This window comes from Corynebacterium sp. USCH3, assembly GCF_037619475.1.
Classification (GTDB): domain Bacteria; phylum Actinomycetota; class Actinomycetes; order Mycobacteriales; family Mycobacteriaceae; genus Corynebacterium.
On record NZ_JAQPZT010000003.1, the window covers coordinates 156,040 to 179,828 of the forward strand.

The 23,789-nt window shown below is 67.6% G+C and carries 28 protein-coding genes and 1 pseudogene; 15 read left to right on the forward strand and 14 right to left on the reverse strand.

The features are described from left to right. Positions 1-10: 10 nt before the first annotated feature. The 7 genes from PQI66_RS06890 to PQI66_RS06920 form a co-directional block, all read right to left on the reverse strand. Positions 11-907, reverse strand: coding sequence for a siderophore-interacting protein (locus PQI66_RS06890; protein WP_339997008.1), 897 nt, complete (start codon positions 905-907; stop codon positions 11-13). Between the two features lie 14 nt (positions 908-921). Then, positions 922-1,770 (reverse strand): ABC transporter ATP-binding protein, encoded by an 849-nt coding sequence (locus PQI66_RS06895; protein WP_339997010.1) that lies wholly within the window; start codon positions 1,768-1,770, stop codon positions 922-924. After that, the gene (locus PQI66_RS06900; protein WP_339997655.1) at positions 1,767-2,876 is read right to left on the reverse strand and encodes a FecCD family ABC transporter permease; all 1,110 of its coding nucleotides are present in this window, start codon (positions 2,874-2,876) and stop codon (positions 1,767-1,769) included. The genes PQI66_RS06895 and PQI66_RS06900 overlap by 4 nt, the downstream gene beginning before the upstream one ends. Positions 2,877-2,968: 92 nt before the next feature. After that, the gene (locus tag PQI66_RS06905; protein WP_339997012.1) at positions 2,969-4,069 is read right to left on the reverse strand and encodes a FecCD family ABC transporter permease; all 1,101 of its coding nucleotides are present in this window, start codon (positions 4,067-4,069) and stop codon (positions 2,969-2,971) included. A 142-nt stretch (positions 4,070-4,211) separates the two neighbouring features. After that, positions 4,212-4,553, reverse strand: a complete 342-nt coding sequence (locus PQI66_RS06910) for a hypothetical protein (protein WP_339997013.1) — start codon at positions 4,551-4,553, stop codon at positions 4,212-4,214. A gap of 226 nt (positions 4,554-4,779) precedes the next feature. Beyond that, the gene (locus tag PQI66_RS06915) at positions 4,780-5,178 is read right to left on the reverse strand and encodes a hypothetical protein (protein WP_339997014.1); all 399 of its coding nucleotides are present in this window, start codon (positions 5,176-5,178) and stop codon (positions 4,780-4,782) included. A 282-nt stretch (positions 5,179-5,460) separates the two neighbouring features. Continuing rightward, on the reverse strand, positions 5,461-5,757 hold the full coding sequence (locus PQI66_RS06920; protein WP_339997016.1) for a hypothetical protein: 297 nt from the start codon (positions 5,755-5,757) through the stop codon (positions 5,461-5,463). Between the two features lie 676 nt (positions 5,758-6,433). Here PQI66_RS06920 and rplN point away from each other — a divergent pair. The 3 genes from rplN to rplE are packed head-to-tail and all read left to right on the forward strand — an operon-like array spanning position 6,434 to position 7,698. Beyond that, complete coding sequence (gene rplN, locus PQI66_RS06925; protein WP_339997017.1) at positions 6,434-6,808, forward strand: 50S ribosomal protein L14; 375 nt, start codon at positions 6,434-6,436, stop codon at positions 6,806-6,808. 3 nt (positions 6,809-6,811) lie between these two features. Next, positions 6,812-7,126: a 50S ribosomal protein L24 gene (gene rplX / locus PQI66_RS06930; RefSeq protein WP_339997018.1), complete on the forward strand. Its 315-nt coding sequence runs from the start codon at positions 6,812-6,814 to the stop codon at positions 7,124-7,126. Next, a complete protein-coding gene (gene rplE, locus PQI66_RS06935; protein WP_339997019.1) occupies positions 7,126-7,698 on the forward strand; it encodes a 50S ribosomal protein L5 in 573 nt (190 codons plus the stop codon). The genes rplX and rplE overlap by 1 nt, the downstream gene beginning before the upstream one ends. 88 nt (positions 7,699-7,786) lie before the next feature. Here rplE and PQI66_RS06940 read toward each other — a convergent pair whose 3' ends face one another. Further along, positions 7,787-7,954 carry a hypothetical protein gene (locus PQI66_RS06940; protein WP_339997020.1) on the reverse strand — a complete coding sequence of 56 codons (168 nt, stop codon included), beginning with the start codon at positions 7,952-7,954 and terminating at the stop codon, positions 7,787-7,789. Between the two features lie 63 nt (positions 7,955-8,017). Next, positions 8,018-9,079 carry a GTP 3',8-cyclase MoaA gene (gene moaA, locus PQI66_RS06945; RefSeq protein WP_339997022.1) on the reverse strand — a complete coding sequence of 354 codons (1,062 nt, stop codon included), beginning with the start codon at positions 9,077-9,079 and terminating at the stop codon, positions 8,018-8,020. A gap of 209 nt (positions 9,080-9,288) precedes the next feature. Here moaA and modA point away from each other — a divergent pair, with 209 nt between their 5' ends. The 6 genes from modA (at position 9,289) to PQI66_RS06975 (ending at position 14,698) form a co-directional block, all read left to right on the forward strand. After that, on the forward strand, positions 9,289-10,131 hold the full coding sequence (modA, locus tag PQI66_RS06950) for a molybdate ABC transporter substrate-binding protein (protein ID WP_339997023.1): 843 nt from the start codon (positions 9,289-9,291) through the stop codon (positions 10,129-10,131). Continuing rightward, entirely contained in the window at positions 10,121-10,933 is an 813-nt protein-coding gene (locus PQI66_RS06955; protein ID WP_339997024.1) for a molybdate ABC transporter permease subunit, read from the forward strand. The genes modA and PQI66_RS06955 overlap by 11 nt, the downstream gene beginning before the upstream one ends. A gap of 20 nt (positions 10,934-10,953) precedes the next feature. Further along, complete coding sequence (locus tag PQI66_RS06960; RefSeq protein ID WP_339997025.1) at positions 10,954-12,219, forward strand: molybdopterin molybdotransferase MoeA; 1,266 nt, start codon at positions 10,954-10,956, stop codon at positions 12,217-12,219. 84 nt (positions 12,220-12,303) lie between these two features. Further along, the gene (locus tag PQI66_RS06965) at positions 12,304-13,194 is read left to right on the forward strand and encodes a LysR family transcriptional regulator (protein WP_339997027.1); all 891 of its coding nucleotides are present in this window, start codon (positions 12,304-12,306) and stop codon (positions 13,192-13,194) included. Beyond that, complete coding sequence (locus tag PQI66_RS06970; protein WP_339997028.1) at positions 13,191-13,682, forward strand: HPP family protein; 492 nt, start codon at positions 13,191-13,193, stop codon at positions 13,680-13,682. Before PQI66_RS06965 ends, PQI66_RS06970 begins: the two co-directional genes overlap by 4 nt. 146 nt (positions 13,683-13,828) lie before the next feature. Then, the gene (locus PQI66_RS06975) at positions 13,829-14,698 is read left to right on the forward strand and encodes a formate/nitrite transporter family protein (protein WP_339997030.1); all 870 of its coding nucleotides are present in this window, start codon (positions 13,829-13,831) and stop codon (positions 14,696-14,698) included. 205 nt (positions 14,699-14,903) lie between these two features. Here the strand turns inward: PQI66_RS06975 and PQI66_RS06980 are convergent, their stop codons facing one another. Together PQI66_RS06980 and PQI66_RS15425 are read right to left on the reverse strand one after the other, a co-directional pair. Then, the gene (locus PQI66_RS06980) at positions 14,904-15,530 is read right to left on the reverse strand and encodes a WYL domain-containing protein (RefSeq protein WP_339997031.1); all 627 of its coding nucleotides are present in this window, start codon (positions 15,528-15,530) and stop codon (positions 14,904-14,906) included. Positions 15,531-15,740: 210 nt separating this feature from the next. Further along, a pseudogene (locus PQI66_RS15425) lies at positions 15,741-15,902 on the reverse strand (helix-turn-helix domain-containing protein); the annotation flags it as partial. A 54-nt stretch (positions 15,903-15,956) separates the two neighbouring features. Here PQI66_RS15425 and PQI66_RS06985 point away from each other — a divergent pair. Then, positions 15,957-18,260: an excinuclease ABC subunit UvrA gene (locus tag PQI66_RS06985; RefSeq protein WP_339997032.1), complete on the forward strand. Its 2,304-nt coding sequence runs from the start codon at positions 15,957-15,959 to the stop codon at positions 18,258-18,260. A 115-nt stretch (positions 18,261-18,375) separates the two neighbouring features. Here PQI66_RS06985 and PQI66_RS06990 read toward each other — a convergent pair whose 3' ends face one another. The 3 genes from PQI66_RS06990 to PQI66_RS07000 are packed head-to-tail and all read right to left on the reverse strand — an operon-like array spanning position 18,376 to position 20,501. Further along, positions 18,376-19,581 carry a molybdopterin molybdotransferase MoeA gene (locus PQI66_RS06990; protein WP_339997034.1) on the reverse strand — a complete coding sequence of 402 codons (1,206 nt, stop codon included), beginning with the start codon at positions 19,579-19,581 and terminating at the stop codon, positions 18,376-18,378. Then, positions 19,578-20,219, reverse strand: a complete 642-nt coding sequence (mobA, locus tag PQI66_RS06995) for a molybdenum cofactor guanylyltransferase (protein ID WP_339997035.1) — start codon at positions 20,217-20,219, stop codon at positions 19,578-19,580. Before mobA ends, PQI66_RS06990 begins: the two co-directional genes overlap by 4 nt. Then, on the reverse strand, positions 20,220-20,501 hold the full coding sequence (locus tag PQI66_RS07000; protein ID WP_339997037.1) for a MoaD/ThiS family protein: 282 nt from the start codon (positions 20,499-20,501) through the stop codon (positions 20,220-20,222). A gap of 41 nt (positions 20,502-20,542) precedes the next feature. Between PQI66_RS07000 and moaC the strand changes: the two genes are divergently transcribed. Genes moaC through PQI66_RS07025 form a run of 5 tightly spaced genes read left to right on the forward strand, consistent with a single transcriptional unit; the run spans position 20,543 to position 23,711 of the window. Then, positions 20,543-21,037: a cyclic pyranopterin monophosphate synthase MoaC gene (gene moaC, locus PQI66_RS07005; RefSeq protein WP_339997039.1), complete on the forward strand. Its 495-nt coding sequence runs from the start codon at positions 20,543-20,545 to the stop codon at positions 21,035-21,037. After that, positions 21,034-21,540: a MogA/MoaB family molybdenum cofactor biosynthesis protein gene (locus tag PQI66_RS07010; RefSeq protein ID WP_339997041.1), complete on the forward strand. Its 507-nt coding sequence runs from the start codon at positions 21,034-21,036 to the stop codon at positions 21,538-21,540. The genes moaC and PQI66_RS07010 overlap by 4 nt, the downstream gene beginning before the upstream one ends. Beyond that, positions 21,533-22,000, forward strand: a complete 468-nt coding sequence (locus PQI66_RS07015) for a molybdenum cofactor biosynthesis protein MoaE (RefSeq protein ID WP_339997043.1) — start codon at positions 21,533-21,535, stop codon at positions 21,998-22,000. The genes PQI66_RS07010 and PQI66_RS07015 overlap by 8 nt, the downstream gene beginning before the upstream one ends. Continuing rightward, entirely contained in the window at positions 21,997-23,085 is a 1,089-nt protein-coding gene (locus PQI66_RS07020) for a ThiF family adenylyltransferase (protein WP_339997045.1), read from the forward strand. The genes PQI66_RS07015 and PQI66_RS07020 overlap by 4 nt, the downstream gene beginning before the upstream one ends. Next, entirely contained in the window at positions 23,067-23,711 is a 645-nt protein-coding gene (locus tag PQI66_RS07025) for a pyridoxamine 5'-phosphate oxidase family protein (protein ID WP_339997047.1), read from the forward strand. The genes PQI66_RS07020 and PQI66_RS07025 overlap by 19 nt, the downstream gene beginning before the upstream one ends. Positions 23,712-23,789 lie beyond the last annotated feature (78 nt).

Below are 23,789 nucleotides of genomic sequence, written 5' to 3' on the forward strand. Positions count from 1 at the left end.
GACCAACGCGCTACGGCCGTGGCCGGCCCTCGATCCAGTAGGCGACCCAGTCGACGAAGGCGGTGTCGACGTTCCACTCGTCCACGGCGATACCGCGCACGGTCTTCGTCATCCCCACCTCGCCGCTGGCCCACACGTACTCCACGGCGGCTGACGGGTGGCCGCTTTCTGCCGCTTCGCGGAGGTGAGCGGCAACGGCCTCGGACTCCATCCCGGGGGAGGTGTAGATGATCTGCAGGGAGGCCACCCGCTCGGACCAGTCCTCCGCCAGCCCGGACTCCAGGTCGTCGGGGGAGTGGGCGACGACAACGAGGTGGTACCGGGAGAGGTCGTCGGGGTGGTGGTCCTCGGTGAACTCCAGGATCGTCAGCAGGGCGGGGACCGCGGACGGGTCGGCGACGAACAGGGGGCGCTCGGCGTGCCGGATCCAGATCGCGTTGCACAACCACACTCCGGCGGTCGCACCGGGGACGACCTGGGCGACCCAGCTGGCACCGGGGCCGGGGTGATCGTCGTGCATGACCACGTCGACATCGACCTCACCGGTCTCCTGGCGCAGGTGTCGCACCGTGTACCAGCGCAGTCCGGGGCGGTCCTCCTCGGCGATGTCGGCGACGGCGGCGCGGATGTTCCGTCCCGCGGTGTCGAAAGGCTCGAAGTTGTGGCCCTGCTGTGGCATCAGCAGGCCGAAGAATTCGTCGGGCCCGGTGAGTTCGAGTTCCCGGAACTCGGGGGAGGTGAGGGTGAGCCGCCGGAGGTTCGGCGCGATCAGCTCGTTGGCGGTGACGGTGACCGGGACGAGCCGTCCTCCGAAGTCGTCGGCGGGTTCGGTGCCTTCGGTGGCGTCGCGTCGCGGGTGCTCCCGGAGCTCGGTGTCGCGGACGGCGGTGGCGGGTGTGGTGGCCATGTGGTGCGAGGTCCTTAGTCTGTGGTGGATTCTGGGACGAGATGGTCGCCGGTCTCCGGCGGGGCGGACGGGACGATCAGCGGGCCGCCGACGACGGGGTCGTCGATGACGACGGCGTCGAGGGCGAAGACGTCCTTGAGCAGTTCCGGGGTGATGATGTCCCCGGGGCTGCCCGCGGCTTCGACGGCGCCGTCGCGCATGACGACCAGGTGGTCGGAGTAGCGGACGGCGAGGTTCAGGTCGTGCAGGACCATCACCACGGTGCGGTCCAGCCGGCCCTTGAGTTCCCGGACCAGGTCGAGGACCTCGATGGAGTGGGAGAGGTCGAGGTAGGTCGTCGGCTCGTCGAGGAAGAGGACCTCGGTGTGCTGGGCGAGCACCATGGAGATCCACACGCGTTGGCGCTGGCCTCCGGACAGGGAGTCGACCGGACGGTCGGCGAGGTCGGCGACCGAGGTCATCTCGAGCGCGGCCATGACCTCGTCCTCGTCGGTGGAGGACCACTGGCGGATCCAGCTCTGGTGAGGGTGACGGCCACGGGAGACCAGGTCGGAGACGACGAGGCCGGGCGGCGCGACGGGTGACTGCGGCAGCACGCCGATGATCTTCGCGAGGTCCTTGCGCTTCATCCCGCCGATGTCGGTGGCGTCGAGGCGGACATCACCGGACCGGGAGGGCAGCAGGCGCGCCAGCGAGCGCAGCAGGGTCGACTTGCCGCAACCGTTGGGGCCGATGATCGTGGTCACCTTCCCGCCGGGGATGTCCAGCGACAGGTCGTCGATGATCGGGGCACCCTTGCCGTAGCCGACGGTCAGGCCGGAGGCGGAGATGGTGTTGGTCGGGGTGCTGGTCTGGGTACTCATTCGGTGGAGGCCCTCCGGTTGTTCTGGACGAGCAGGTAGATCAGGAACAGACCGCCGACCGCGGAGGTCAGCAGCCCGACGGGGAGTTCGACGGGCAGCAGCGACTGGGTCGCCATGTCGGCCAGCAGCAGCAGGCACGATCCGAAGAGGGCCGAGGCCAGCAGTGGCGGGGTCGAGCGTCCGCAGAGGCGTTGGGCGATCTGCGGGGAGACGAAGGCGACGAAGCCGATGGGGCCGGCCGCGGAGACGGCGACGGCGGCCAGGGCGACGGAGAACACCAGCAGCGCGACCTGTACGCCGGTGACGTTCTGGCCGAGGGAGCGGGCTACGTCGGGTCCTAGGACACCGGCGAGCAGCTGGAAGGAGATCCACGCGAAGACCGGCGCACCGATGAGTACGAGGATGATGACGGGCAGCGCCCTGGTCCAGTTCGTGGCGTTCAGTGACCCGGACAGCCACAGCTGGGCGGTGGCCGCGTCGCGCAGGTCGGCGCGGGTCATGAGGAAGTTGATGAAGGCCATCAACAGCGCGGAGATGATGATGCCGGAGAGCACGAGCCGGAAGGGGTCCATGCCGCGGCGGTAGGCGAGGATCCAGATCGCCAGTCCGGTGAGCAGACCGCCGGCGAGCGCGGCGACGGGGATGCCGACGCCGGAGAGCCAGCCGACGAGTCCGCCGGACGCGCCGCCGCCGAGCACGATGATGGTGACGGCCATCGCGGAGGCTCCGGTGGTGATGCCGAGGATGTCGGGGCTGGCCAGGGCGTTGCGGGTGACGGACTGGGTGAGCGCGCCGGACAGCCCCAGGGCGGCACCGACGACGACGCCGGTCACCGACCGTGGCATGCGCCATTCGAAGACGACGAGTTCCTCGATCCTGGTGGGGGCGACAATCAGGTCACGCAGTCCCGCGAGGTGCAGGCTGTCGAAGAGGCGGGCGCCGATGATCTCGGCGACGCGAACCGGGGTCAGCGGATAGTCGCCGAGGCAGATCGACAGCAGGAAGAGGACCACGGCCGTGACCGCCAGCAGCACGGTCACCAGGAAGTGCCGCGGGCGCCATACCGTGGACAGCGCACCGAGCCGGAAGGCCGGGCGTCCGGGCACCGTGGGGGCGTGGACCCAGGAGGGCCGGGCGGTGCGGCCGGTGCGGCCGGTTCCCTTCCGGGGGGTGGTCTCGGAGGTCGTGTCGGTGGGTGTCACAGTTGCACGACCTTCCGGCGGACGAGCATGTAGATGAACAGCGGGGCGCCGACGAAGGCGAGGACGATGCCGACCTGGAGTTCACCGGGACGGGCGACGAGGCGGCCGAGGACGTCGGCGTAGAGCAGCAGCGTCGCTCCACCGAGTGCCGAGTACGGCAGGATCCACCGGTAGTCCGGTCCGGTGATGGAACGGACGAGGTGCGGGACGACGAGTCCGAGGAAGGCGATCGGCCCGGCCGCCGCGGTGGCGGAGGCCGCCAGGAGAGCAATGACGATCATGCCGGTGAACCGGGCGACCCGGGTGTTGACCCCGAGGGCGGTGGCGACGTCGTCACCGAGGTTGAGGAGGTTGAGCTGCGGCCCGGTGGCGAACGCCAGGAGCAGGCCGATGGCGATGATCGGCAGGACTCCCCAGAACACCCCCATGTCCCGCCCGGCGACGGAGCCGACGGTCCAGAAGCGCATCCGGTCGAGGTTGTTCTCATCGGTGAGGACGAGGGCGCTGATGATCGCCTGGAGGACGGCGTTCATGGCGGCACCGCCGAGGATGAGCGTCAGCGGGTGGACGTTGCCGCCGCCGACGGAGGCGAGGCCGAAGACGACGAAGGTGGCGGCGACGGCTCCGCCGAACGCCCAGGCGGCGGTGGCGCCGGTCCCGGTGACGTTGAACAGGGCGAAGCTGGTGACGACGGCGAGTGACGCGCCGGCGGAGATGCCGAGGATGCCGGGGTCGGCCAGCGGGTTGCGGGTGTGCCCCTGGATCAGCGCGCCCGCGACGCCGAGTGCCGCACCGACGACGATGCCGATGAGGGTCCGGGGGAGGCGGAGTTCGGCGATCACCTGGAGGTCAGGATTGTCGATCCGATCGGCACGCAGTGCCGAGGGCAGCTGGCGGAGGGCGTCGAACAGGACGTCGTTGGGGATGACCCGGGAGCCGTAGGCCAGACTGAGCAGGAATCCGAGGATCAGCAGAACGGTGAGTCCGAGGAGTCCGAGGAGTCTACGGCGACGCAGGCGCGCTGTCGCAGTCAGTTCGGTGAAAGGGGAGGTGGCCAGGCCCGGCGGGTCGGGGACATCTGTGGTTCCCGTCGTCATCGGGCCCCTTTCACTCGTGGGAAAGGAGCGTGGTGGCACGGAAGAGCCCCTGCCTCCACGCTCGAGGATAGGTTCACCTTAGATCGTAGGTGAGCCTCGCGCAATGAAAGCAGGGGCTGTGCGACCGGGGTCGCCGGGTGGCTTAGCCGAACAGGCCGCCGAGGCCGACGGCGGCTGTGATCAGCGAGATGATCGCCGTAATGTTTTTGATCGTCTGGAACGGATCGCCTGCCTCGGTGACCAGGGAGCCGAGAATTCCTTCGTCATCGCCGAGCGACCCGAGGATGTTGTCGGCATCAATGCCGGACGAGCCTTCACCGGAGCCGTCGGTGGAGGAACCCTCGCCCGAGCCGTCGGAAGACAGGCTGGTCAGGGAGCCGGTCGGCAGTTCGGACGAACCGTCCTGAGCGGTGGCGATGCCGGTGCCGGCGAACGCGAGGGTGGCGGCGGTGGCGCCGGCGAGAAGAGACTTCTTGAGCTTCATGGGATTCCTCTTGTGTCAGTGACCGTGGCCGAGACCCGGCGGTGGTCATCCGGGACGTTCAGGAAGATGAACGTGACGTACGCGTACCATAATGTTGTATCCGAAGAGAAACGTCTAGCGGGGGGTAGTGACGGGGTAGGGGAACCGGTGGCAGCAACCATCGGACATGCAGAGACGCCCCGCGGGCAGGCGGGGCGTCTCTGTGGTTCGGGGGGAGTGGGGAACGTTAAGGGAGCTGGCTCTCGATGAAGTTCCGGCTGTCCTGCAGGACCCCCTGGAAGGTGTCGGAGGCGTCGATGACAGCGTTGTATGCGCCCGCGAGCGTGGCGACGGCTGCGCCGCCGACGGCGAGACTGACCAGTGCCTGGGTGGCCTTCTCGTAGTCGAACTGGTCTCCGGTCCAGGAGCCGAGGGCGTCGGCACCGGTGATGGAGCCGAAGACGTCGCGCTCGGCGGAGAGTTCGGCAGAGCCTGCGGTCGGTGCGCTGCCGGACTCGTCGTTGGTGGAGCTGGCGGTGCTGCCGGTGGAGTCGGGCAGGTCGTCCTGGGCTGAGGCGACGCCGGTGCCGGCAATGGTGAGGGCGACCGCGGTTGCGGCGGTCAAGAAGGACTTGCGAACGTTCATGCTGATTCTCTCCTCGTGAGGATCGTTGGTGAGGGGTACGAATCAGAATCTAACATGACTTTCCTGCCGGGGGAACCGTTCTATCTGTACTGGTCAGGACGTTATACGCGGGAGGGTATCGAAAAGATGGCACCCGTGGAGACTGGTTGCGGGAGGGCAGCGGTACGGGGCGGGGTACGTGGCATGTCCGGTGACGGGAGGCGGTGGCGACGATGAAACGGCCCCGACCATGAGGTCGGGGCCGTCTCGCGCAGAACCGGTAGTCGCTCAGGCGACCGCGGTTCAGAAGGGGAGGGGGAACTTGCTGGAGATGTCGTCAACCATGTCCTGGAAGTCCTGGATTGCGCCGTAAACGTCCGGCAGGATGCTGATGGAGCCAGCGACGGCACCGCCGAAGTCGTTGATGATGCCCAGGGTCTCGGTGGAGCCTTCCATGCTGCCGAGGAGCTCGGAAGAGGAGGAGGCCTCCTCGGTCGGCGGGGTCTCAGGGGCCTCGTCCTGTGCGGCTGCGATGCCGGTGCCGGCGATGGCGACGGTGGTGGCGGTGGCTGCGGCGAGCAGGCTCTTCTTGATGGTCATGTGAAATCCCTTCGGGGTAAGGAGGACGACTGTCGGATGGCGACGGTCGCCGGCGGTTCACTCCGCCGTTCGCGTCAAGAAGTTACCAGCGGATCGATGATCTGTCGTGGGGTAAATCACCTCAGGAAGAGTAAGTATCTGAAGGGATGACTTCTGACAGCCTTACCTGAGTGGAAATGTGACATGCGGCGGTAACGTCGGGTTTAACTGCGTGTCACGTCTGGCGGTGGCCGTCGGCGCCTGCCGTCGGCCCTGAAAATGACGGCACGTCGTACATTGCCCCAGCTAATGGGCGGTGTGCCCGGGGGAGTATCCGGGTTGCGCCCCGCGGTCGCGGAAGGCCGACTGTGTGAAAATTCAGGCCGTCGGGCGCACGGGGGAAGATGTAAGTGTATCACAGAACGCCCGTTACTGTGATGTGTAACACATACCGTCTTTTGGGGGTGGCCTACGGGTCCGGCTGGCCGATGGGCGGGAGTGAGGGAAGTTTGCCCGGTTTGTTCTGTGCCGGCGCCGGTGGCATACTTGGGCGGTTGCCTGTGGTCTGCAGGTTCCTCCGCCGTGCCCAGTGCAGTGGCGGACGGTCCTGAGGTGGCCACGGAGAGGCACGGACCGCGCGCGTGCGGGTCGGTAATCCCACGCGCACAGAACTACTAGGTCTACAAGGAGACTAGAAGTGATTCAGCAGGAATCGCGTCTGAAGGTCGCCGACAACACCGGAGCCCGGGAAATCCTGGTCATCCGCGTGCTCGGCGGCTCCACCCGACGCTCCGGCGGTATCGGTGACATCGTCGTCGCCACCGTCAAGGAAGCAACCCCCGGCGGAAACGTGAAGGCTGGCGACATCGTCAAGGCCGTCATCGTGCGCACCAAGAAGGAGACCCGTCGTCCGGACGGCTCCTACATCAAGTTCGACGAGAACGCCGCCGTCCTCATCAAGGGCGCCGACAACACGGACCCCCGTGGAACCCGCATCTTCGGGCCGGTCGCCCGCGAGCTGCGTGACAAGCGCTTCATGCGCATCGTTTCTCTCGCCCCGGAGGTGTTGTAACCCATGAAGATTCGTAAGGGCGATACCGTCCTGGTCATCTCGGGTCCGGACAAGGGCGCCAAGGGCCGGGTCATCGAGGCCTTCCCGCAGCGCGACAAGGTGCTGGTCGAGGGCGTCAACCGCATCAAGAAGCACGTCGTGAACTCCGCACCCGAGCGTGGCGCAGAGTCCGAGGGCATCGTCACCCAGGAGGCCCCCATCCACGTGTCCAACGTGATGGTCCTCGACGCTGACGGCGAGCCCACCCGCGTCGGCTACCGCTTCGATGAGGACGGCAAGAAGATCCGCATCTCCCGCCGCACCGGGAAGGACATCTGATGAGCGACAACTACACCCCCCGTCTCAAGACCCGCTACCGCGGCGAGATCCGGGAGACCCTGAACAACGAGTTCCAGTTCGACAACGTCATGCAGATCCCCGGCGTGACCAAGGTCGTCGTGAACATGGGTGTCGGCGAGGCAGCCCGCGACTCCAAGCTGATCAACGGTGCCATCAAGGACCTCACCCTGATCACCGGTCAGAAGCCGCAGATCCGCCAGGCCAAGAAGGCGATCTCGAACTTCAAGCTGCGTGAGGGCATGCCCATCGGCGCCCGCGTCACCCTGCGTGGCGACCGCATGTGGGAGTTCCTCGACCGTCTGCTGACCGTCGCCCTGCCCCGGATCCGCGACTTCCGCGGTCTCTCGGACCAGCAGTTCGACGGTAACGGCAACTACACCTTCGGTCTCAACGAGCAGTCCATGTTCTACGAGATCGACGTCGACTCCATCGACCGTCCCCGCGGTATGAACATCACCGTGGTGACCTCCGCCGCCAACAACGACGAAGGCCGTGCGCTCCTGCGCGAGCTGGGCTTCCCGTTCGAGGCCGGCCAGAACGCCGAGAAGTAGTCTTTCGGCACGGCGTCGGGGATTTCCCTGACGGCCACGGACGCCGTCCCACCCCGCTGATCCAGCGGAGTGGGACGGCGTTTTCTGTTCAGTTTGTAGACAGGGCGCGTTGAGACGCGAACGGAGTCAGGAGACCTGCTTCTGCCGCCCAGCGTCTGCCACCGGCGGCCTGTGTCGTCGGTGCCGAGGTGGTCGGGGCGTCGATGTAGGTGCTGACGATGCCGCGCAGTTGCGGGGGAATGGACTCGGACGACATGGGGTCCGGTGTGGTGCTGTCGGTGGTGTGTCGCACCCCCGTGGATCCGCCGTCACCCGTTACTCACCCGCCGATGGCGCTCATCGTCCGTTCCGGCTGGACGTACCCGTCGTCATTCAGCGTGATCTCGTCCGACCCGTAGGCGCGGGGCTTGCCCCACATCGCCCGCGACCACTCCAGAGCCACGTCCTCGTCAGACGCGTCCCCACGCAGCAGGCCCATCAGGTCGGTCTCCTCGTTCGAGAACAGGCAGCTGCGAATCTTGCCGTCCGCGGTGATGCGGGTACGTGAACACGCCGCACAGAAGGACTCCGTCACCGAAGCGATGATTCCCACCGTGCCGAGTTTCCGGCCGTCGCGACCGCAGACCTCCCACAGCTGTGCTGGGGCGGAACCCCGCGGTGCCGGATCCTCGCGCAGGACGAACCGTTCGGACAGCGCCGACCGGATCTCCGCCCCGGAGACCAAATTCTCCCGTGCCCACGACCGGTCGGCGTCCAACGGCATCTGCTCGATGAAACGCAGTTGGTAATCCTGGTCCAGGCACCACTGCGCCAGGTCGACCGCACCATGGTCGTTGACCCCGCGCATCATCACCGCATTGACCTTTACCGGCTCCAGGCCCGCGTCCTTCGCCGCCGTCAGCCCCGCCATCACCTGTGGGAGGCGGTCGCGCCGCGTCAGCGCGGTGAACGCCTCCCGGTCGACGGTGTCCAGGGAGACGTTCACCCGCGTCAGCCCGGCCTCCACCAGCTCGTCGATGCGCTTGTCCAGGCCGATGCCGTTCGTCGTGATCGAGATAGACACGTCCGGGTGCAGCGTGCGTACTCCGCGGATGATCTCGGCCAGGTCCTTGCGTACCAACGGCTCGCCACCGGTGAAGCGGATGTCCTTCACCCCCAGTACGCGCACACCGATGTCGGCGAGGCGGACTGCCTCGTCGGCGGTGAGCAGCTCGTCCTTCTTCAACCACGGCAGGCCCTCGGCCGGCATGCAGTAGGTGCAGCGTAGGTTGCACTTGTCGATCAGCGAGATGCGCAGATCGTCGGCGGTGCGTCCCCACCGGTCGGTGAGGCGCAGTGCTGTCGGCGGAGTCGGCAGAGTTTGCACAGTCGAAGCGGTCACCGGTTCACCTCCGTGGATTGACGTCGTTGCCTACCGGTCTACCCTGACACCGGGGGACGCCGCGAACCGGTGGCGTCCGGCAGCTCCGAACGTCGGTCCGGCGCAGCAGGTTGTCGCGGCGGTCGTCTCCGGGACCGTGGCACCGGGTGGGGTAGTACGATTCCAGCGTAACCATCTTTTGCCTGAGCAACTTCTGAGAGCTGATCACGATGTCCGTCACCACCGGTCCCCGCACCGGACACCGTTCCCCCGGGGTCCTCCGTGCCTTCGGCGCTGCCGTCGCCGGCGTCGGTCTGCTGTTCGCCTCCGCGTGTTCCACCTCGGGTGGCCCCGACGAGCCCACCGACGCGGGGACGGTCGAGGTCTTCGCCGCAGCGTCGCTGAACAACGCCGGGGACGAGCTGGCCGAGGCTTTCTCCGAGGACAACGGCGGCGCGGAGCTGGAACTCAACTTCGCCGGTTCCTCCAAGCTGGTCCAGCAGATCGGGCAGGGGGCGGACGCCGATGTGTTCATCAGTGCCGACGAGGAGAACATGGACGCCGCCCTCGACCTGCCCGAGTTCGACGGTGCTGAACCGGAGACCATCGCCACCAACCGCCTGGTGCTGGCGACCGCGCCAGGTAACCCGGCGGGCTTCGACTCCGTCGACGACCTGTCCACCACCGCCGACTTCCGTCTCGCCGTCTGCGCCGACGGCGTACCCTGCGGCACCCTGGCCAACGACTACCTCGACGAGCGTGAGGACGACGGTCACGGCCTCGGCCCCTCGACGGTCTCCGAGGAAGCGAATGTCTCCGACGTCTCCACGAAACTGGCCGCCGGTGAGGCGGACGTCGGATTCATCTACTCCACGGACGCGAAGGCGCTGCAGGAGAGCTCCACCGACGGTGAGGTCGAGGTCTTCGACCTCGACGGTGTCGACCCCAACACGTACCCCGCAGCCCTGACCACCGCCGGCGAGGACAACGACGACGCCGCCGCCTTCCTCCGGTGGCTGACGTCCGACCGTGCCCGCGGCATCCTGGAGTCCTACGGCTTCGGTGCAGCGTAAACCCGTCACCTCCGTCCCCGCGACCCTCGCGTGCATCGCACTGGTCGCGGTTCTTCTGCTGGTCGGGCCGCTTCTCGCCCTGCTGCTGAACATCCCCTGGGGTCGGGCGGTGGAACTGGTCACCGACCCGGCGGCCGTGCAGTCGCTGACGCTGTCGCTGAGCAGCGCGGTGGCCGCCACCGCGCTGTGTGTCGTCCTCGGCCTACCGTTGTCGATGTGGCTGGTGGAACTGGTGCGCCGACACCCCGGCCGGGGAGAGGCCGTCCAGCTGGTCGCCTACGCGCCGCTGGTGCTCTCCCCGGTGGTCTCGGGTCTGGCCCTGGTGTTCTTCTGGGGACGACGCGGCCTGCTCGGCAGTTGGCTCGGGGACATCGGCGTCCACGTCGCCTACACCTCCCTCGCCGTGATCGTGGTGCAGGTGTTCGTCTCGCTGCCGTTCTTCGTGTCCACCACGGTCACCGCGCTGCGCGGTATCCCGGTGGCACTGTCCGAGGCCGCCGCGTTGGACGGTGCGTCCCGTTGGCAGACGGTCTGCCGCGTGCTCGTCCCCGTCGCCTGGCCCGGCATCGCCGCCGGAACCGTGTTAAGTTTCGCCCGGGCACTGTCGGAGTACGGGGCGACGCTCACGTTCGCCGGTAACGTCGCCGGGGAGACCCGCACCATCCCGTTGCTCGTCGAACTCGGTCTCAGTGCCAACGACATGGACCGTGCCCTCGGTGCATGCATCATGCTCATCGGCATCTACGTGTTCGTCGTCGGGGGGATCGCCGTGGTGCGCCGGATGCAGAGGCAGCAGAGGTAACACGAGGAAGGGAGCCCACCGTGGCGCGTACACCTGAAGACCATCTCGGCGCCGTCCGCGCGCTTGTCGGGGAGCTGCCGGTCGAGCACGCCGCGCCCGCCGACGCCGTGGGGCGCCGCCTGGTGGCTGACGTCACGGCCGCCGAGGACTCCCCGCGCTTCGACAACTCCCAGATGGACGGCTACGCGCTCGGTGAGGCGCACCTGGCCGGAGGCGCCTTCCCCGTCGGCCCGACGATTCCCGCCGGGGCCGACCCCCGTGACATCCTCACCGGTCTGTCCGGGCCCACACGCGGCGTGGTCGACCGGGTCATCCCGGTGATGACCGGCGCACGCCTGCCTGCCGACACCGCCGCCGTCGTGCCGGTCGAGGCATGTGCGCCCTCGGAGTTCTTCGACGGCGACGACAGCGACGACAGTGACAACAGTGAATCGGCCACCGTCACCGTCCCCGCCGCACCGGCGGGGCAGTTCGTGCGCACCCGCGGCTCCGACATCCGCGCGGGGGCCGTCCTGCTGCCTGCCGGGCACCGCGTGAACCCCCGCACCGTCGGCGTCGCCGCGGCTCAGGGCATCACCGGACTTCCGGTGCGGCGTCGCGCACGCATCGTGGTGTGCACCGGAGGCGACGAGATCGGCAGCGCCGGGGACATCCCGGGCGCAGCATCCATCCGCGACGCCAACGGGCCGATGCTGGAGGCGCTGTGCACCGCCCACGGCATCGCCGTGGCGGGGACGGTGCGCACCAGTGACAATCCGGACGCGTTCCGTGCCGCGCTGGCCGACGCGGTCGACCGGGCCCGTCCGGACGCGGTGGTGACCAGTGGCGGGATCAGCCACGGACGCTTCGAGGTGGTGCGCCAGGTGCTGCAGAGCGCTACCGGGGTGGAGGCAGCCTGGTTCGGTCACGTCGCCCAGCAACCCGGTGGGCCGCAGGGACTGGCCCGCTTCCACGGTGTGCCCGTGGTATGCCTGCCGGGGAATCCGGTGTCCACGGCAGTGAGCTTCCGGCTCTTCGTCGCTCCGGTGCTCGGGGAGGTGAACGCGACGGTCACCGGTCGACTCGCCGCCCCGGTGCAGGGCCTGGCCGGGCGTGACTGCTTCCTGCGGGCGAGGACGGAGGTCGGGGCTGCCGACGGTGCCCACGGCGCCGTTGTCACCGTCACCCCCGTCGGCGGAACCGGATCGCACCTGCTGGCGCAGTCGGTGGAGGCGGACTGTCTGGTTCGCATCCCGGCGGGTGAGGACCTCGGCCGGGGTGCCGTCGTGACCGTGTATCCGCTGTAGGCCTCTTCCATCCGGTGCTGCCGTACAGGTTGTGAGATTGTAGACGGTGTGACCTGACACTCCCGCTCAGGTAGGGTCACAGCCATGCTGCTGTCCCAACTCGCCTACTTCGAGGCCCTCGCCCGGGAAGAACACTTCGGCCGCGCCGCAGAATCCTGCTACGTGTCCACGTCGACGCTGTCCGAGGCCATCCGCAAGCTCGAGGCCGAGGTGGGTTTCCCTCTGGTCAACCGGGGGAAGTCGACCTACCGTGGGTTGACCGGGGAGGGGCGGCTCGTCCTCGACTACGCCCGGCGCATCAACGCCGACCAACGTTCGCTGACCCAGGACCTCGCCTACCGGCGCGGCCACCTCGACGTCACCGTCCGCTTCGGGGCGATCCCGTCTGCCGCTGACCGCGCCGCGGAACTCCTCGGGCGGCTCGTCGACGCCAACCCGTCGGTCCGTGTCGACCTTGTCGCCGACCTCACCAGCGAAGACATCGTCTCCCGGGTGCTCAACCATGAAATCGACGCCGGGGTCATCCACCCCGGTGCCGCCCGCGGGCACACCCGTGCCGGACAGCAGGGCGCCGTCCGTCTCACCGCGCTGGGCTCCGTGCACTTCAGCGTCGTCGGACGCCGTGCGACGATGGACCGCTTCGACGGCCATGTCACCGGCGCGGACCTCGAACACCTTCCCGTTGCACTGCTGGGGCGAAACATGCTGGCCCGGGAAGGTTTCGACCGTGCCATGGAGGGTGTCGGGGCATCTGTGACCCCCGCCGTGGAGACTACCTCCGTCGGCTCGCTGCGTGCCTTGGCGGCGACGGGCAACTGGGTGGCGGTGGTCCCGTCGTCCGGCGCCGAGTCCGGTGACCTCGTCTCGCTACCGTTGACTGCGCCGAAGGTCGACCTGGACGTGGCGCTGGTGAGGTTGGACACGCGTCCACGCTCGATGCTGATCGGTGCCCTCGACGAAGCGGCACGCGCGTGAACGCACTGCACAGACTGTTCACCCCGGCGCAGCCGCGTATGCCGCTGGGAGGACTCGTCCTGTCCACCGTCGCCGTCGTCGTGGCGGTGGCGCTGCTCGGCGGACTCGGTGAACTGTCCGGGCACCCGTTCTTCATGGCGAGCCTCGGGGCCACCTGCGTCCTGCTGTTCACCCTGCCGGCGGCACCGCTGTCGCAACCGCTGAACATCGTCGGTGGCTACGTCCTGTCGACGACCGTCGCCGTGCTCCTGTTCTCCTTCCTGTCGTCGGAGTGGTGGTCACTGGCACTGGCCACCGGTGCCGCGGCGATGCTGATGACCGGCCTACGGATTCTCCATCCGCCGGCGGCGGCGATGCCGATGCTGGTGACCGCCGGCGGGGAGTCCTGGCACTACCTGCTTGAACCCGTGTTTGTCGGTGCAGTCGTCGTCGCGGTCCTCGGGATCCTCTACCGCCGGGTGGTCGGCGACCGGCTCTGGGGGAGGTGACAGTTTTCACCGGACGTGCGTTCGGTGGTGTCGTCCGTCGGGCGACCGTCAGCCCAGTTCAGAGGCTTTCCGGGTGTGGATGCACTGTTCGGCGACGGCGAAAGTCTCTTCGCCGTCTCCGGTGTCCCGGCGTAGCCTGACCCGACGTGACCCACGACACAGCGACTGAAGCAGTACCCCGCACCGCCACGTTCGCCGGCGGCTTCAATACGGCGGCGGACGCCGCGGTGCGCAAGAAGGCCGGACTGTTCGACGACGACCACCCCCGCTACGCCGTACGTGCCGTCCTCGCCGGGGCCTACCTGACCCTCGGCACCGCCTTCGCCGCCGTGTGCGGCAACGCCGTCGACCACCTGGCCCCGGGGCTGGGGCCTGTTGTCTTCGGTCTGCTGTTCTTCATCGGCCTGGCGATGATCCTTCAGCTCGGGGCGGAACTCGCCACCGGCATGATGATGTTCGCCGCCTTCGGTGCCGCCCGTGGCCACCTCAGCTGGGGACGTGCGGTGTGGATGGTCATCGTCACGACGGTCTTCAACCTCGTCGGCGCAGTCGCTGTCGCCGTCGTTCTCGGCCAGTCCGCGAAGCTCGGCGGTCTCGGGGCGGACCACCTGATCGCGAGCCTGGCCGACGGCAAGCTCACCAAGGATCCCTCCGGCATCTTCCTCGAGGCGGTCGTGGCGAACTTCGTGGTGAACATCGCCATCGTCGGCGGGCTCCTGATCAAGGACTACGCCGGCAAGTTCCTGTTCACCCACCTGGTCATCGCGGTCTTCGTGGTGCTGGGCCTGGAGCACCTCATCGCCAACTTCGCCCTGTTCACCCTCGCCTTCTTCTGCCTGGGTGACGGCTTCGCCGCCGGTGCCGGGGTGCTTGAGTCGCTGACCTTGACCAATGTGCTGACGAACTGGGGTCTGGCGCTGGTCGGCAACGTGATCGGCGGCGGACTGCTCATCGGCGGGGTCTACGCCTGGCTGAACCGGGGGACCACGCCGGGCGGGGAACTGTACCGGGACTGATACTGCAGTGGTGCTTGTTGCGTAAACAACCTGCGCGTTTTCTGCGTTTTAGACCGTGGGGTTGCTATCCCTACGGGGCGATGAACAACGATACTGGTGTGATGGACATCCAATAGCGGGCAGACATAGTCGACGAGGTTATCGCACGCATGGACCACCAATGCTTTTTGGGCCGAACCGCGCGCGAACGCGCCGGTTCACCTCCTTAATCGGAATCGGAAGGCTTATCTGGAGTGTCCTCTCCTACGGCACGGTGAAATCGTGCAGATGCTGCGTGCACCAGGGTGCGGAACTCTGGCGGGTCGATAACTGTGAACTCCACATCGCTGAGTATGAGGACCGTGAGCAGCCATTCGAGTGAATCGACCATCGCTGTATAGCGGGTCCGGTTCCTGCCTTCCTGCACATCGAGTGGTTCAAGCGCCCCGTCGACTCGGTATAGCCGAGACGTAGCCTCAGCAGGAGTCGCATACAGCTCCAGAGTCACGGTGCGGGATGTCTCCCGATGGAACTGTCCTCGGATGACTTCGGCAATGTCGCCTTCGGGCAGGTGCACAGGGACAAAACGGTTGGAAGTGGTGGTGAGCTCGCTGATTCGATCCAGCCGGAAGGTTCTCCAGTCCCGCCTGTCACGGTCCCAACCGTGCAGGTACCACCGGTGGTCGAGATTCACCAGCCTGGCGGGTTCAACGCTGCGTTGCAGCCGTCCGGTACGGCCCACATGGCCGAAGGTGACTTCTCGGTTCTCGCGAATCGCACGGGTCAACAGAGACAACGACTCGTCGCTGACACGTGAGCTGTGCTCTGTGCTGAAGTCGAGTGCAGCGATCACCGTATCGGCCTGGCGGCGGTCGATTGGGGACAATGATTCCCGGAGTCGGCGTTCAGCGCGAATAACAGCGCGGTGTGGAAAGTTGATCCCGACGACTCCTCTCGCTGCAGCATGGAGGCTCACTGCCGCAGCGACTGCTTCATCTCCTTGGATCGGGAGTACCGGGATAGAGCTGGGCCTGTTTAGCCGATAATGACCTCCACGTCCACGGGTGCTCCTGACGTCGTAGCCGGAGTCCTTCAGGGTAGCGATGTCACGGCGCAGTGTCCGTCCTGGTATCTCCATCGCAGCTGTCAACTCGTTGGCGGTCCAAGGCGTTCCATCTTCTAGCAGGGACAGAAGCCGCAGAAGCCGGTCCGGAGACTTGGCCATGTTCGCTCCTATTTGTGGACACTTTGTTGCCGCATATCACCATAGCGTGGTGTCATGCACACTCACGAGATCACCGTCACCGGCGCACGTACACACAATCTCACAGGCATTGACGTCTCTCTACCCAAACATGCGTTCACCGTCGTCTCCGGAGTGTCCGGATCCGGCAAGACATCTCTGGTATTCGAGACAATCGCGGCAGAAGCCCAACGGGCCACGGCAGCGAGCTACCCCAGCTTCGTACGTGCACGATTAGCGAAATACCCGGGGGCGGACTATGACAAGATCGACGGGCTCACATTCACGGTGATTGTCGACCAGCGGCGATTCACGGGAAATGCGCGATCCACGGTGGCTACGGCGACCGACATAGCAGGGACATTGCGGATGCTGTTCTCCCGGTTCGGCGCACCGTCGGCAGGCTTTTCGCCTGCATACTCTCCGAACGACCCCGCAGGGATGTGCCTGTCCTGCCAGGGACTAGGAGTGCAACGGATCGTTGATGAAGCCGCTCTCGTTGATGCCGAGCGCACCCTAAGAGAGGGGCCTATCCGTTTCCCGACGTTCCAGCCCGGAGGCTATCGCTCTCGCCGGCTCATTGCCTCCGGGTTGGCGGACCCGGACATCCCGTGGGGGCAACTTCCAAAGCCGGTCCGAGAAGCGTTGCTGCATGCTGAAAAGCTCCAGCTGACAAACCCGGGCAGGGACTATGCGAAACACGGCTTGTTCGATGGTGCCGTCACACAGATCAGGGACCGTTATCTGACACAGACTCCGCCCCACATGACCTCGAAGGAGAAGAGCGCATTGCGACAGGTCGTCCGGTCAAAGACATGTCCGGAGTGTAATGGATCGCGCGTGAACGCCAAGGCCCGGGCGAGCGTGATCGACGGTCGGTCCATCGTGGACTGGATGGAGACCCCTGTCGCTCAACTTCGCGGTATTGCCTCGGAAGTGGGCGGCCTTCTTGGTGAGGCGGCAGCACCCCTGGTCAACGACATCTCGGCTACGTTGTCCGGTCTAGAAGACGTTGGCCTCGGCTACCTTACTCTGGGACGGTCCTCACCCGGACTCTCCGGCGGCGAGGCCCAGCGGGTGAAGATCGTCCGGCAGCTGGGCAGCTCTTTGACCGACGTGACCTACATCCTGGACGAACCGAGCATTGGCCTGCACCCCGCTGACGTCCACAGGTTAACGAGCCTTCTCTGCGGATTACGAGACCGGGACAATACCGTTCTGGTCGTGGAGCACAGCCATGCTGTGATTCAAGCAGCGGATCATGAGCTTCACCTCGGGCCTGGCGCGGGAAACAACGGTGGTCACGTTGTTTACGCCGGTCCGCCCTCGCCAGAACCTTCGCAACACCGGTTTACCCTCAAGGAAGATTGCCGTGCATGTCGTGGTCATTTCCTTGTCACTGATGCGTGCAGTAACAATCTTGACCATGTCACTGTCGGATTTCCGGAAGCAGTGCTCACGGTGGTCACCGGAGTCGCCGGCAGTGGAAAATCGTCGTTGGTCGCGGACTTCGTGGCTCAAAACCCGGGGTTTGCGGTCGTCAGTCAACAGCCCCTTCACGGTGGAAAACGATCCACACCGATGACGGTGATGGGGGTCGCTGACGAGGTACGCTCCGTCTTCGCGAGGGCGGGTCGCGCGGACGGACTGAATGCGTCGTGGTTTTCCCGGAACTCCAAAGGCTCGTGCCCAGAGTGTAAGGGGCGCGGAGAGATCATCATTGACCTGGCTTTTCTCGACGACACTTTCACTCGCTGCGAGGCCTGCTGTGGAACTGGTTTCAATGACCGGGCCCGTGCGGTCCTGGTCGATGGACAGACCATTGCTGACGTGGCCAGCTTGCGGCCAAAGCAATTGGCGTCACTGTTGGGGCCTCGCGGACGAAACCGCCTGGTGTGGATGGACAGAGTTGGATTGGGCCACATCGCGATGGGTCGGCGAACCGATACGCTCTCTGGTGGTGAACGTCAGAGACTGCTGTTGGCGAAACACCTGTCCAGCGCTGACGCTTCTTCTCGTACGGGGGGCGAGCCCGGTGATCGCTCAGCACTGCGTATCGTCCTGGATGAGCCAACTGCCGGGCTTCATGACACCGATGTCGCCCGATTGCTTGCTCTCTTTGATGAACTTGTTGACCAGGGAGCGACACTCGTCGTCATCGAACACAACCTCCAGGTCGCGGCCCGCGCTGATCACGTCATTGATGTAGGGCCGGGTGCGGGGCACGCTGGAGGCCGGGTGGTGTTCACAGGCGCGCCGACGGAGCTTGCCTTCTCGGGGACCGTAACCGGAAAATATCTGCGCCGGGCTGTGGACCTTGGTCCCAGCACCCGTATCTAACCACGGCGGACCGCTGTCGACCCCGAGGGAATAAAACTTGGCCGCCACGTCGCGAGCCATCTATGCGTCTGGTTCGCGCTGTTAGGAGATACGCCCGGCCGGAATCTGACCCGGGTCACACCCCGATGTAGCGCACCGCGTCGCCGGGGGAGAGGCCGTCGGAGGGGACGACCATCAGCGCGTCGGCCAGCGCATAGCCGCTGAGCATGTGGGAGTGCGCGCCGGGGACCGGGGCGAGTGCGCCGTCGTTCAACCGGGCGGGGAGCAGCCGTACCCGGTCACGACGCAGCGGGCCGACGGCGCCGGTCGTCGTCCCGTGGAGGACGTCCGCACCACCGCGTCCGGACAGCACCGCGACCGCCGGAGCGACGAAGGAATGCAGCGCGGCATGCGCGGCGAAAGGATTACCGGGGACACCGAAGATCAGCTGGTCGGAACGTCGGACGATCAACGTCGGATGCGCCGGCTGGCAGGCGACCTCGTCGGCGAGGACGTCGTCGGCGACGCGGGTGACGAAGCGTCGGGCGAAGTCCTGCCCGGAACGGCCCGACCCGCCGGTCATGACGACCAGGTCGGCGTCCTGCACGTCCGGGCGACGCAGCCAGTCCTCCACCGCCACCGGATCGTCCGGTACCCGGTCGGTGCAGACGACGTCCGCACCCCAGTGGGTGAGCAGTGCGGGGAAGGAGACTCCGAAGGCGTCACGGACCTCACCGGGGGCGGGGACACCGTGGTCGATGACCTCATTGCCGGTGAACGCGCACGCCACCCGGGGCGGGGCGACGAGGTCGACCTCGTCGACTCCGCAGACCCCGAGCATCGCGCAGTGACCGGGGCCGAGCTCCACCCCGGCATCGACGAGGGTCTCCCCGCGCTCCCACTCCTGTCCGGCCGGGCGGATGTCCCTGCCGTCGCCCGGGTACTCGGCGGTGAGGGACGAGCCGCCGGCGTCGTCGGTGTTACTGACGCGGCTGTTCTCCGAACGCACCACCGCCGTCGTGCCGTCCGGCAGCAGCGACCCGGTGAGCACCGGCAGCGCCTGCCCCACGTCCAGTGCACCGCCGGTGTTGTGCACATTGCGTCCGTGTGCCCCGGTCGCCGGCAGCGCGAGCAATGTCCACGGCCCGGGGCCGTTCACCGCGAAGCCGTCCATCGCCGAGGACGTGTAGTGCGGTACGTCCACCGGTGCCGTCACCGGGGCGGCGGTCACGTCCCCGGGGACGGGGGAGCGGCGCACGGTGCGACCCTGTGTGCCGGGCTCCTGGCAGGCGTCGAGAACGCGGGCACGGGCCTCGTCCCAGGTCACCGGTGTGTGGGTCATGATGTCCTTCCGTAGCCGTGGGTCACGGCGTCGTCCCAGGTGTCGATGTCCGCGGCGGACGGCAGCGGCCTCTCCTGCAGGTCCAGCCGACGCAGCAGCGCCATGACGGGGGCATCAGTGAAGTCCCTGCCGTCGACCGCTGCACGCAGGGCGCCGAAGCGCACCACGCTGAACAGTGGCTGCCTCCGGCCGTCGACGGTGCCGATACAGCCGGCACGTCCCGCAGGCATTTCCCGCGCAGACTCCATCAGGGCGTCCACCGACTCTGCGGGGTCCACCAGGTCGGCGGCGAGGAGGAGGACGGGGTCCGTGTCGCTGACCGTCCCGTGGCCGTGCAACGTCGCGACTCCCGCGGCGAGGGCGGCTGCAGGCCCCGCCAACGGCGGATCCTCCTGCGTCCGCAGAACGTCGACGGGCAGCCCCGGCAGGTCCAGGGGAGACGCGACGACGACACGGCAGGCGCATGACGCCGTGGCGTCGAGCACCCGGTCGATCAACCGTCGTCCGTCCGGGCCGGGGAGCAACGGCTTGCGGGGGACGTCCCGGAGCGCACCGGCCGGAGCCGACGCCGCCAGACGCGAGCCGGCACCACCGGCGACGATGATCGCATGGACTGTATGGACTGTACTGTCCGCCATCTACCCGCCCGCGAACGGCGGCAGGACGTCGACGCGTCCGACCCCGGCCAACGACGTCGTCGACGCGTCCGGCCGGGTGACCGTCCGCCCGTCGACGAGGAAACTGCACCGGTCGAAGATTCCGGCCAACGTCATACCCCCGGCGGTGGTGTCCGTGTGACGTCTCCCGAGGTCATCGAGCAGGTCAGCGAGGGTGCCGGCGATGGTACTGTCGGCGCGGACCACCTCGTGCGCGGCACCGCGTGCGGCACGGGCGGCGGCGAAGTATCGGATCTCAACCATGCGTCCCAGTGTAGCGGCGACGGCGGGTAACCTGGTCGGTCATGGAAGACCCAGGAGACCACCTCACCCACGTCCGCGAGGACGGGTCGGCCCACATGGTCGACGTCACCGCGAAGAACGAGACGAACCGTACCGCCGTCGCCACCGGGCGGGTCCGCACCAGGGAGGACGTGCTCGACATGATCTTCAGCGGGGATCTCCCCAAGGGCGACGCGCTGCCCGTCGCCCGCGTCGCCGGCATCATGGGGGCGAAGAAGACCCCCGAGATCATCCCGCTGTGCCACCCGCTGCCGCTGGGCAAGATCACCGTCGACTTCAGCCGCGAGGACGCGGAGGGAACAGGGGCCGTGCGCATCGAGGCGTCGGTGAAGACCCGCGGTGTCACCGGTGTGGAAATGGAGGCACTCACCGCAGTGACCAGTGCCGCGCTGACGGTCTACGACATGGTCAAGGCCGTCGACAAGCACGCCGTCATCGACGACGTCCGTGTGCTCGCGAAGTCCGGTGGCACGTCCGGCGACTGGGACATCCGGTGAGCGGCGCACTGCGTGCTGTCGTTGTCGTCGCATCCACACGGGCGGCGTCCGGCGAGTACGAGGACACCACCGGTCCGCTGCTGGTCGACTGGCTACGCTCGCGCGGCCTCGAGGTGCCGGACGCCGTGGTCATCGCCGACGCCGACGTCACGGGATACCTACACGACCTGCTCGACGGGGACGCAGCGCAACCTCCGGGCGTCGTGCTGACCACCGGGGGCACCGGCATCAGCCCCACCGACACCACCGTCGCCGCCGTGCGTCCACAGCTCACCCACGAACTGCCCGGCCTGGTCGAGGCCGTCCGGAGGCGTGGCGTGGACGCCGGTGTGCCGACCGCGCTGCTGTCCGGGGGAGTCGCCGGGGTGGCCGGGACGGTCGACCGCACCTTCGTGATGACCCTGCCCGGGTCCCGCGGCGGGGTGAAGGACGGCATCGCAGTGCTCGACCCCGTCCTCGACCACCTGCTCAACCAGCTGGAAGGACGTACCGACCATGAGTGAGAACACCGCCGACCCCGGCTACGTCGCCGGGCAGACCGGCGTCGTCGTGCACACCGCCGTCTCCGAGGAGCCGCTGGAGGCGCACCTCGCCGACGCCAAGGACGCCACCGCCACCGACGCGATGGGTGCCGTCGTCACCTTCGAAGGCACCGTCCGCAACCACGACGGCGGGGCCGGCGTGACCGCACTGACCTACTCCCACCACCCGACCGCGCCGGATGTGCTGGCCCGCATCGCCGCCGACACCGTCACCCGGTACTCCGATATCCGGCTGTGGGCCGAGCACCGCACCGGCGAGCTGGCGATCGGCGACCTCGCCTTCCTCGTCGTCGTCGCCGCCGCGCACCGGGGGCCCGCCTTCCAGGCCGTCGCCGCTTTCGCCGACACCGTGAAGTCCCAGGTACCGATCTGGAAGGAACAGGAACTCACCGACGGAAGCACGGACTGGGTGGGACTGTGACCGACCTCTCCCGCTACCGTCGGCAGATCACCCTCGCCGGCTTCGGCCTGGATGCCCAGGCGAAGCTCGCCGACGCCCACGTCGCCGTCCTCGGCGCCGGTGGCCTCGGCTCGCCCGCGCTGCTGTACCTCGCCGCCGCCGGAGTCGGCGAGATCACCGTCGTCGACGACGACCTGGTGTCGACGTCGAACCTGCACCGCCAGGTCATCCACACCGACGCCGCCGTGGGTGCGCCGAAGACGGAGTCGGCGCGCCGGGCGATGCTGGCCCGCAACCCGGACATGACGGTGCACGTCGTGTCGTCCCGCCTCACCGCAGACAACGCCGTCACCCTGCTGCGCGGGGCGGACGTGGTCCTCGACGGCACCGACAACTTCGCCGCCCGCTACGCCTGCTCCCACGCATGTGCGGTGCTCGGCATCCCGCAGGTGTGGGCGTCGATCCTCGGGTTCGACGGGCAGCTCTCCGTCTTCGGAATGCCCGCCGGACCCGTCTACGAGGACGTCTTCCCGACGCCGCCGCCGGCCGGTGCGGTGCCGTCCTGCTCGACGGCGGGGGTGCTGGGGCCGGTCGTCGGTGTCGTCGGCACCGCGATGGCGTTGGAGGCGGTGAAGGTCCTCACCGGGGTCGGCAGTCCGCTGAGCGGGGAGATCGGCTACGTCGACGGGCTGTCGGGGCGCTGGGAGTACATCGCCGTCGCCGCTGACCCGGCCGTGGCCTCACGTGTACGGCAGGCGCCGACGCCGGTGGCCGAGGAACTGGCCGTCGAGCCGTCGGACGAGAGCGGGCCGGCGGTGCCGTCGCTCGAGGACGCCCTCCTCCTCGACGTCCGTGAACCCGACGAATACGCGACCGTGCACATTCCGGGGGCGGTGAACGTGCCACTGTCACGGTTGCGCGACGAGGAAGCTGAGGCCACTGAGGTTGCTGAACTCGCCGAGGTGGCGACGACGTCCGGGCGTCGGCTCGTGGTCTACTGTGCCGCCGGGACACGTTCGGCACAGGCCGTCGAGATTCTCGCCGACGCCGGTATCACCGGCGTGAACTACCCCGGCGGCATCAACGCATGGTTGGAACGGCAGTGAACTACGCGGAGATCGCCTTCGACGAGCACGTCCGAGCCCGGCAGGAGGCGCGCGGCGTCGGCAACCGCGTCGACGACTCCGGAGCGGCCGGCAGTGAGCTCGACCCGCGGGACGTGAAACTGATCCGGCAGGCGCGGATGTTCATGATGGCGACCGTCACCGGGACGGGCTGGCCGTATGTCCAGCACAAAGGTGGGCCCGCCGGTTTCGTGACGGTGTCGCCGGATGGCACGCAACTGATGTTCCCGGACTTCGCGGGGAACCGGCAGTTCGTCACCGCCGGCAACCTCGACCGGGACGACCGGGTGTGCCTGTTCTTCGTCGACTTCGCGACCCGGTCGCGGGTGAAGGTCTTCGGGCACGCGCGCACCGTCGACGCGTCCGACGACCCTGACCTGATCGAGAAGTTGCGCGACCTGGGGGACCGGCGGATCACCTCGGTGGTCGAGCGCGCCGTGATCGTCGAGGTCACCGCCTCCGACGCCAACTGCTCCAAGCAGATCACCCCACGGTGGACCCGGGAGGAGGTCGACGAGCGGCTCGACCTGTACCGGGCGGACATTGCCTCGCTGAAGGACGAACTCGCCGCTGCTCGGGCCGAGATTGCGGAGCTGAGGGGCCGCTGACCGGGCGGGTGTGGCTCAGGTGCCGAATATCGTCGTCACGGCCCCGCCGGCGTGACCGTCTTCGGCACCTGAGTGACA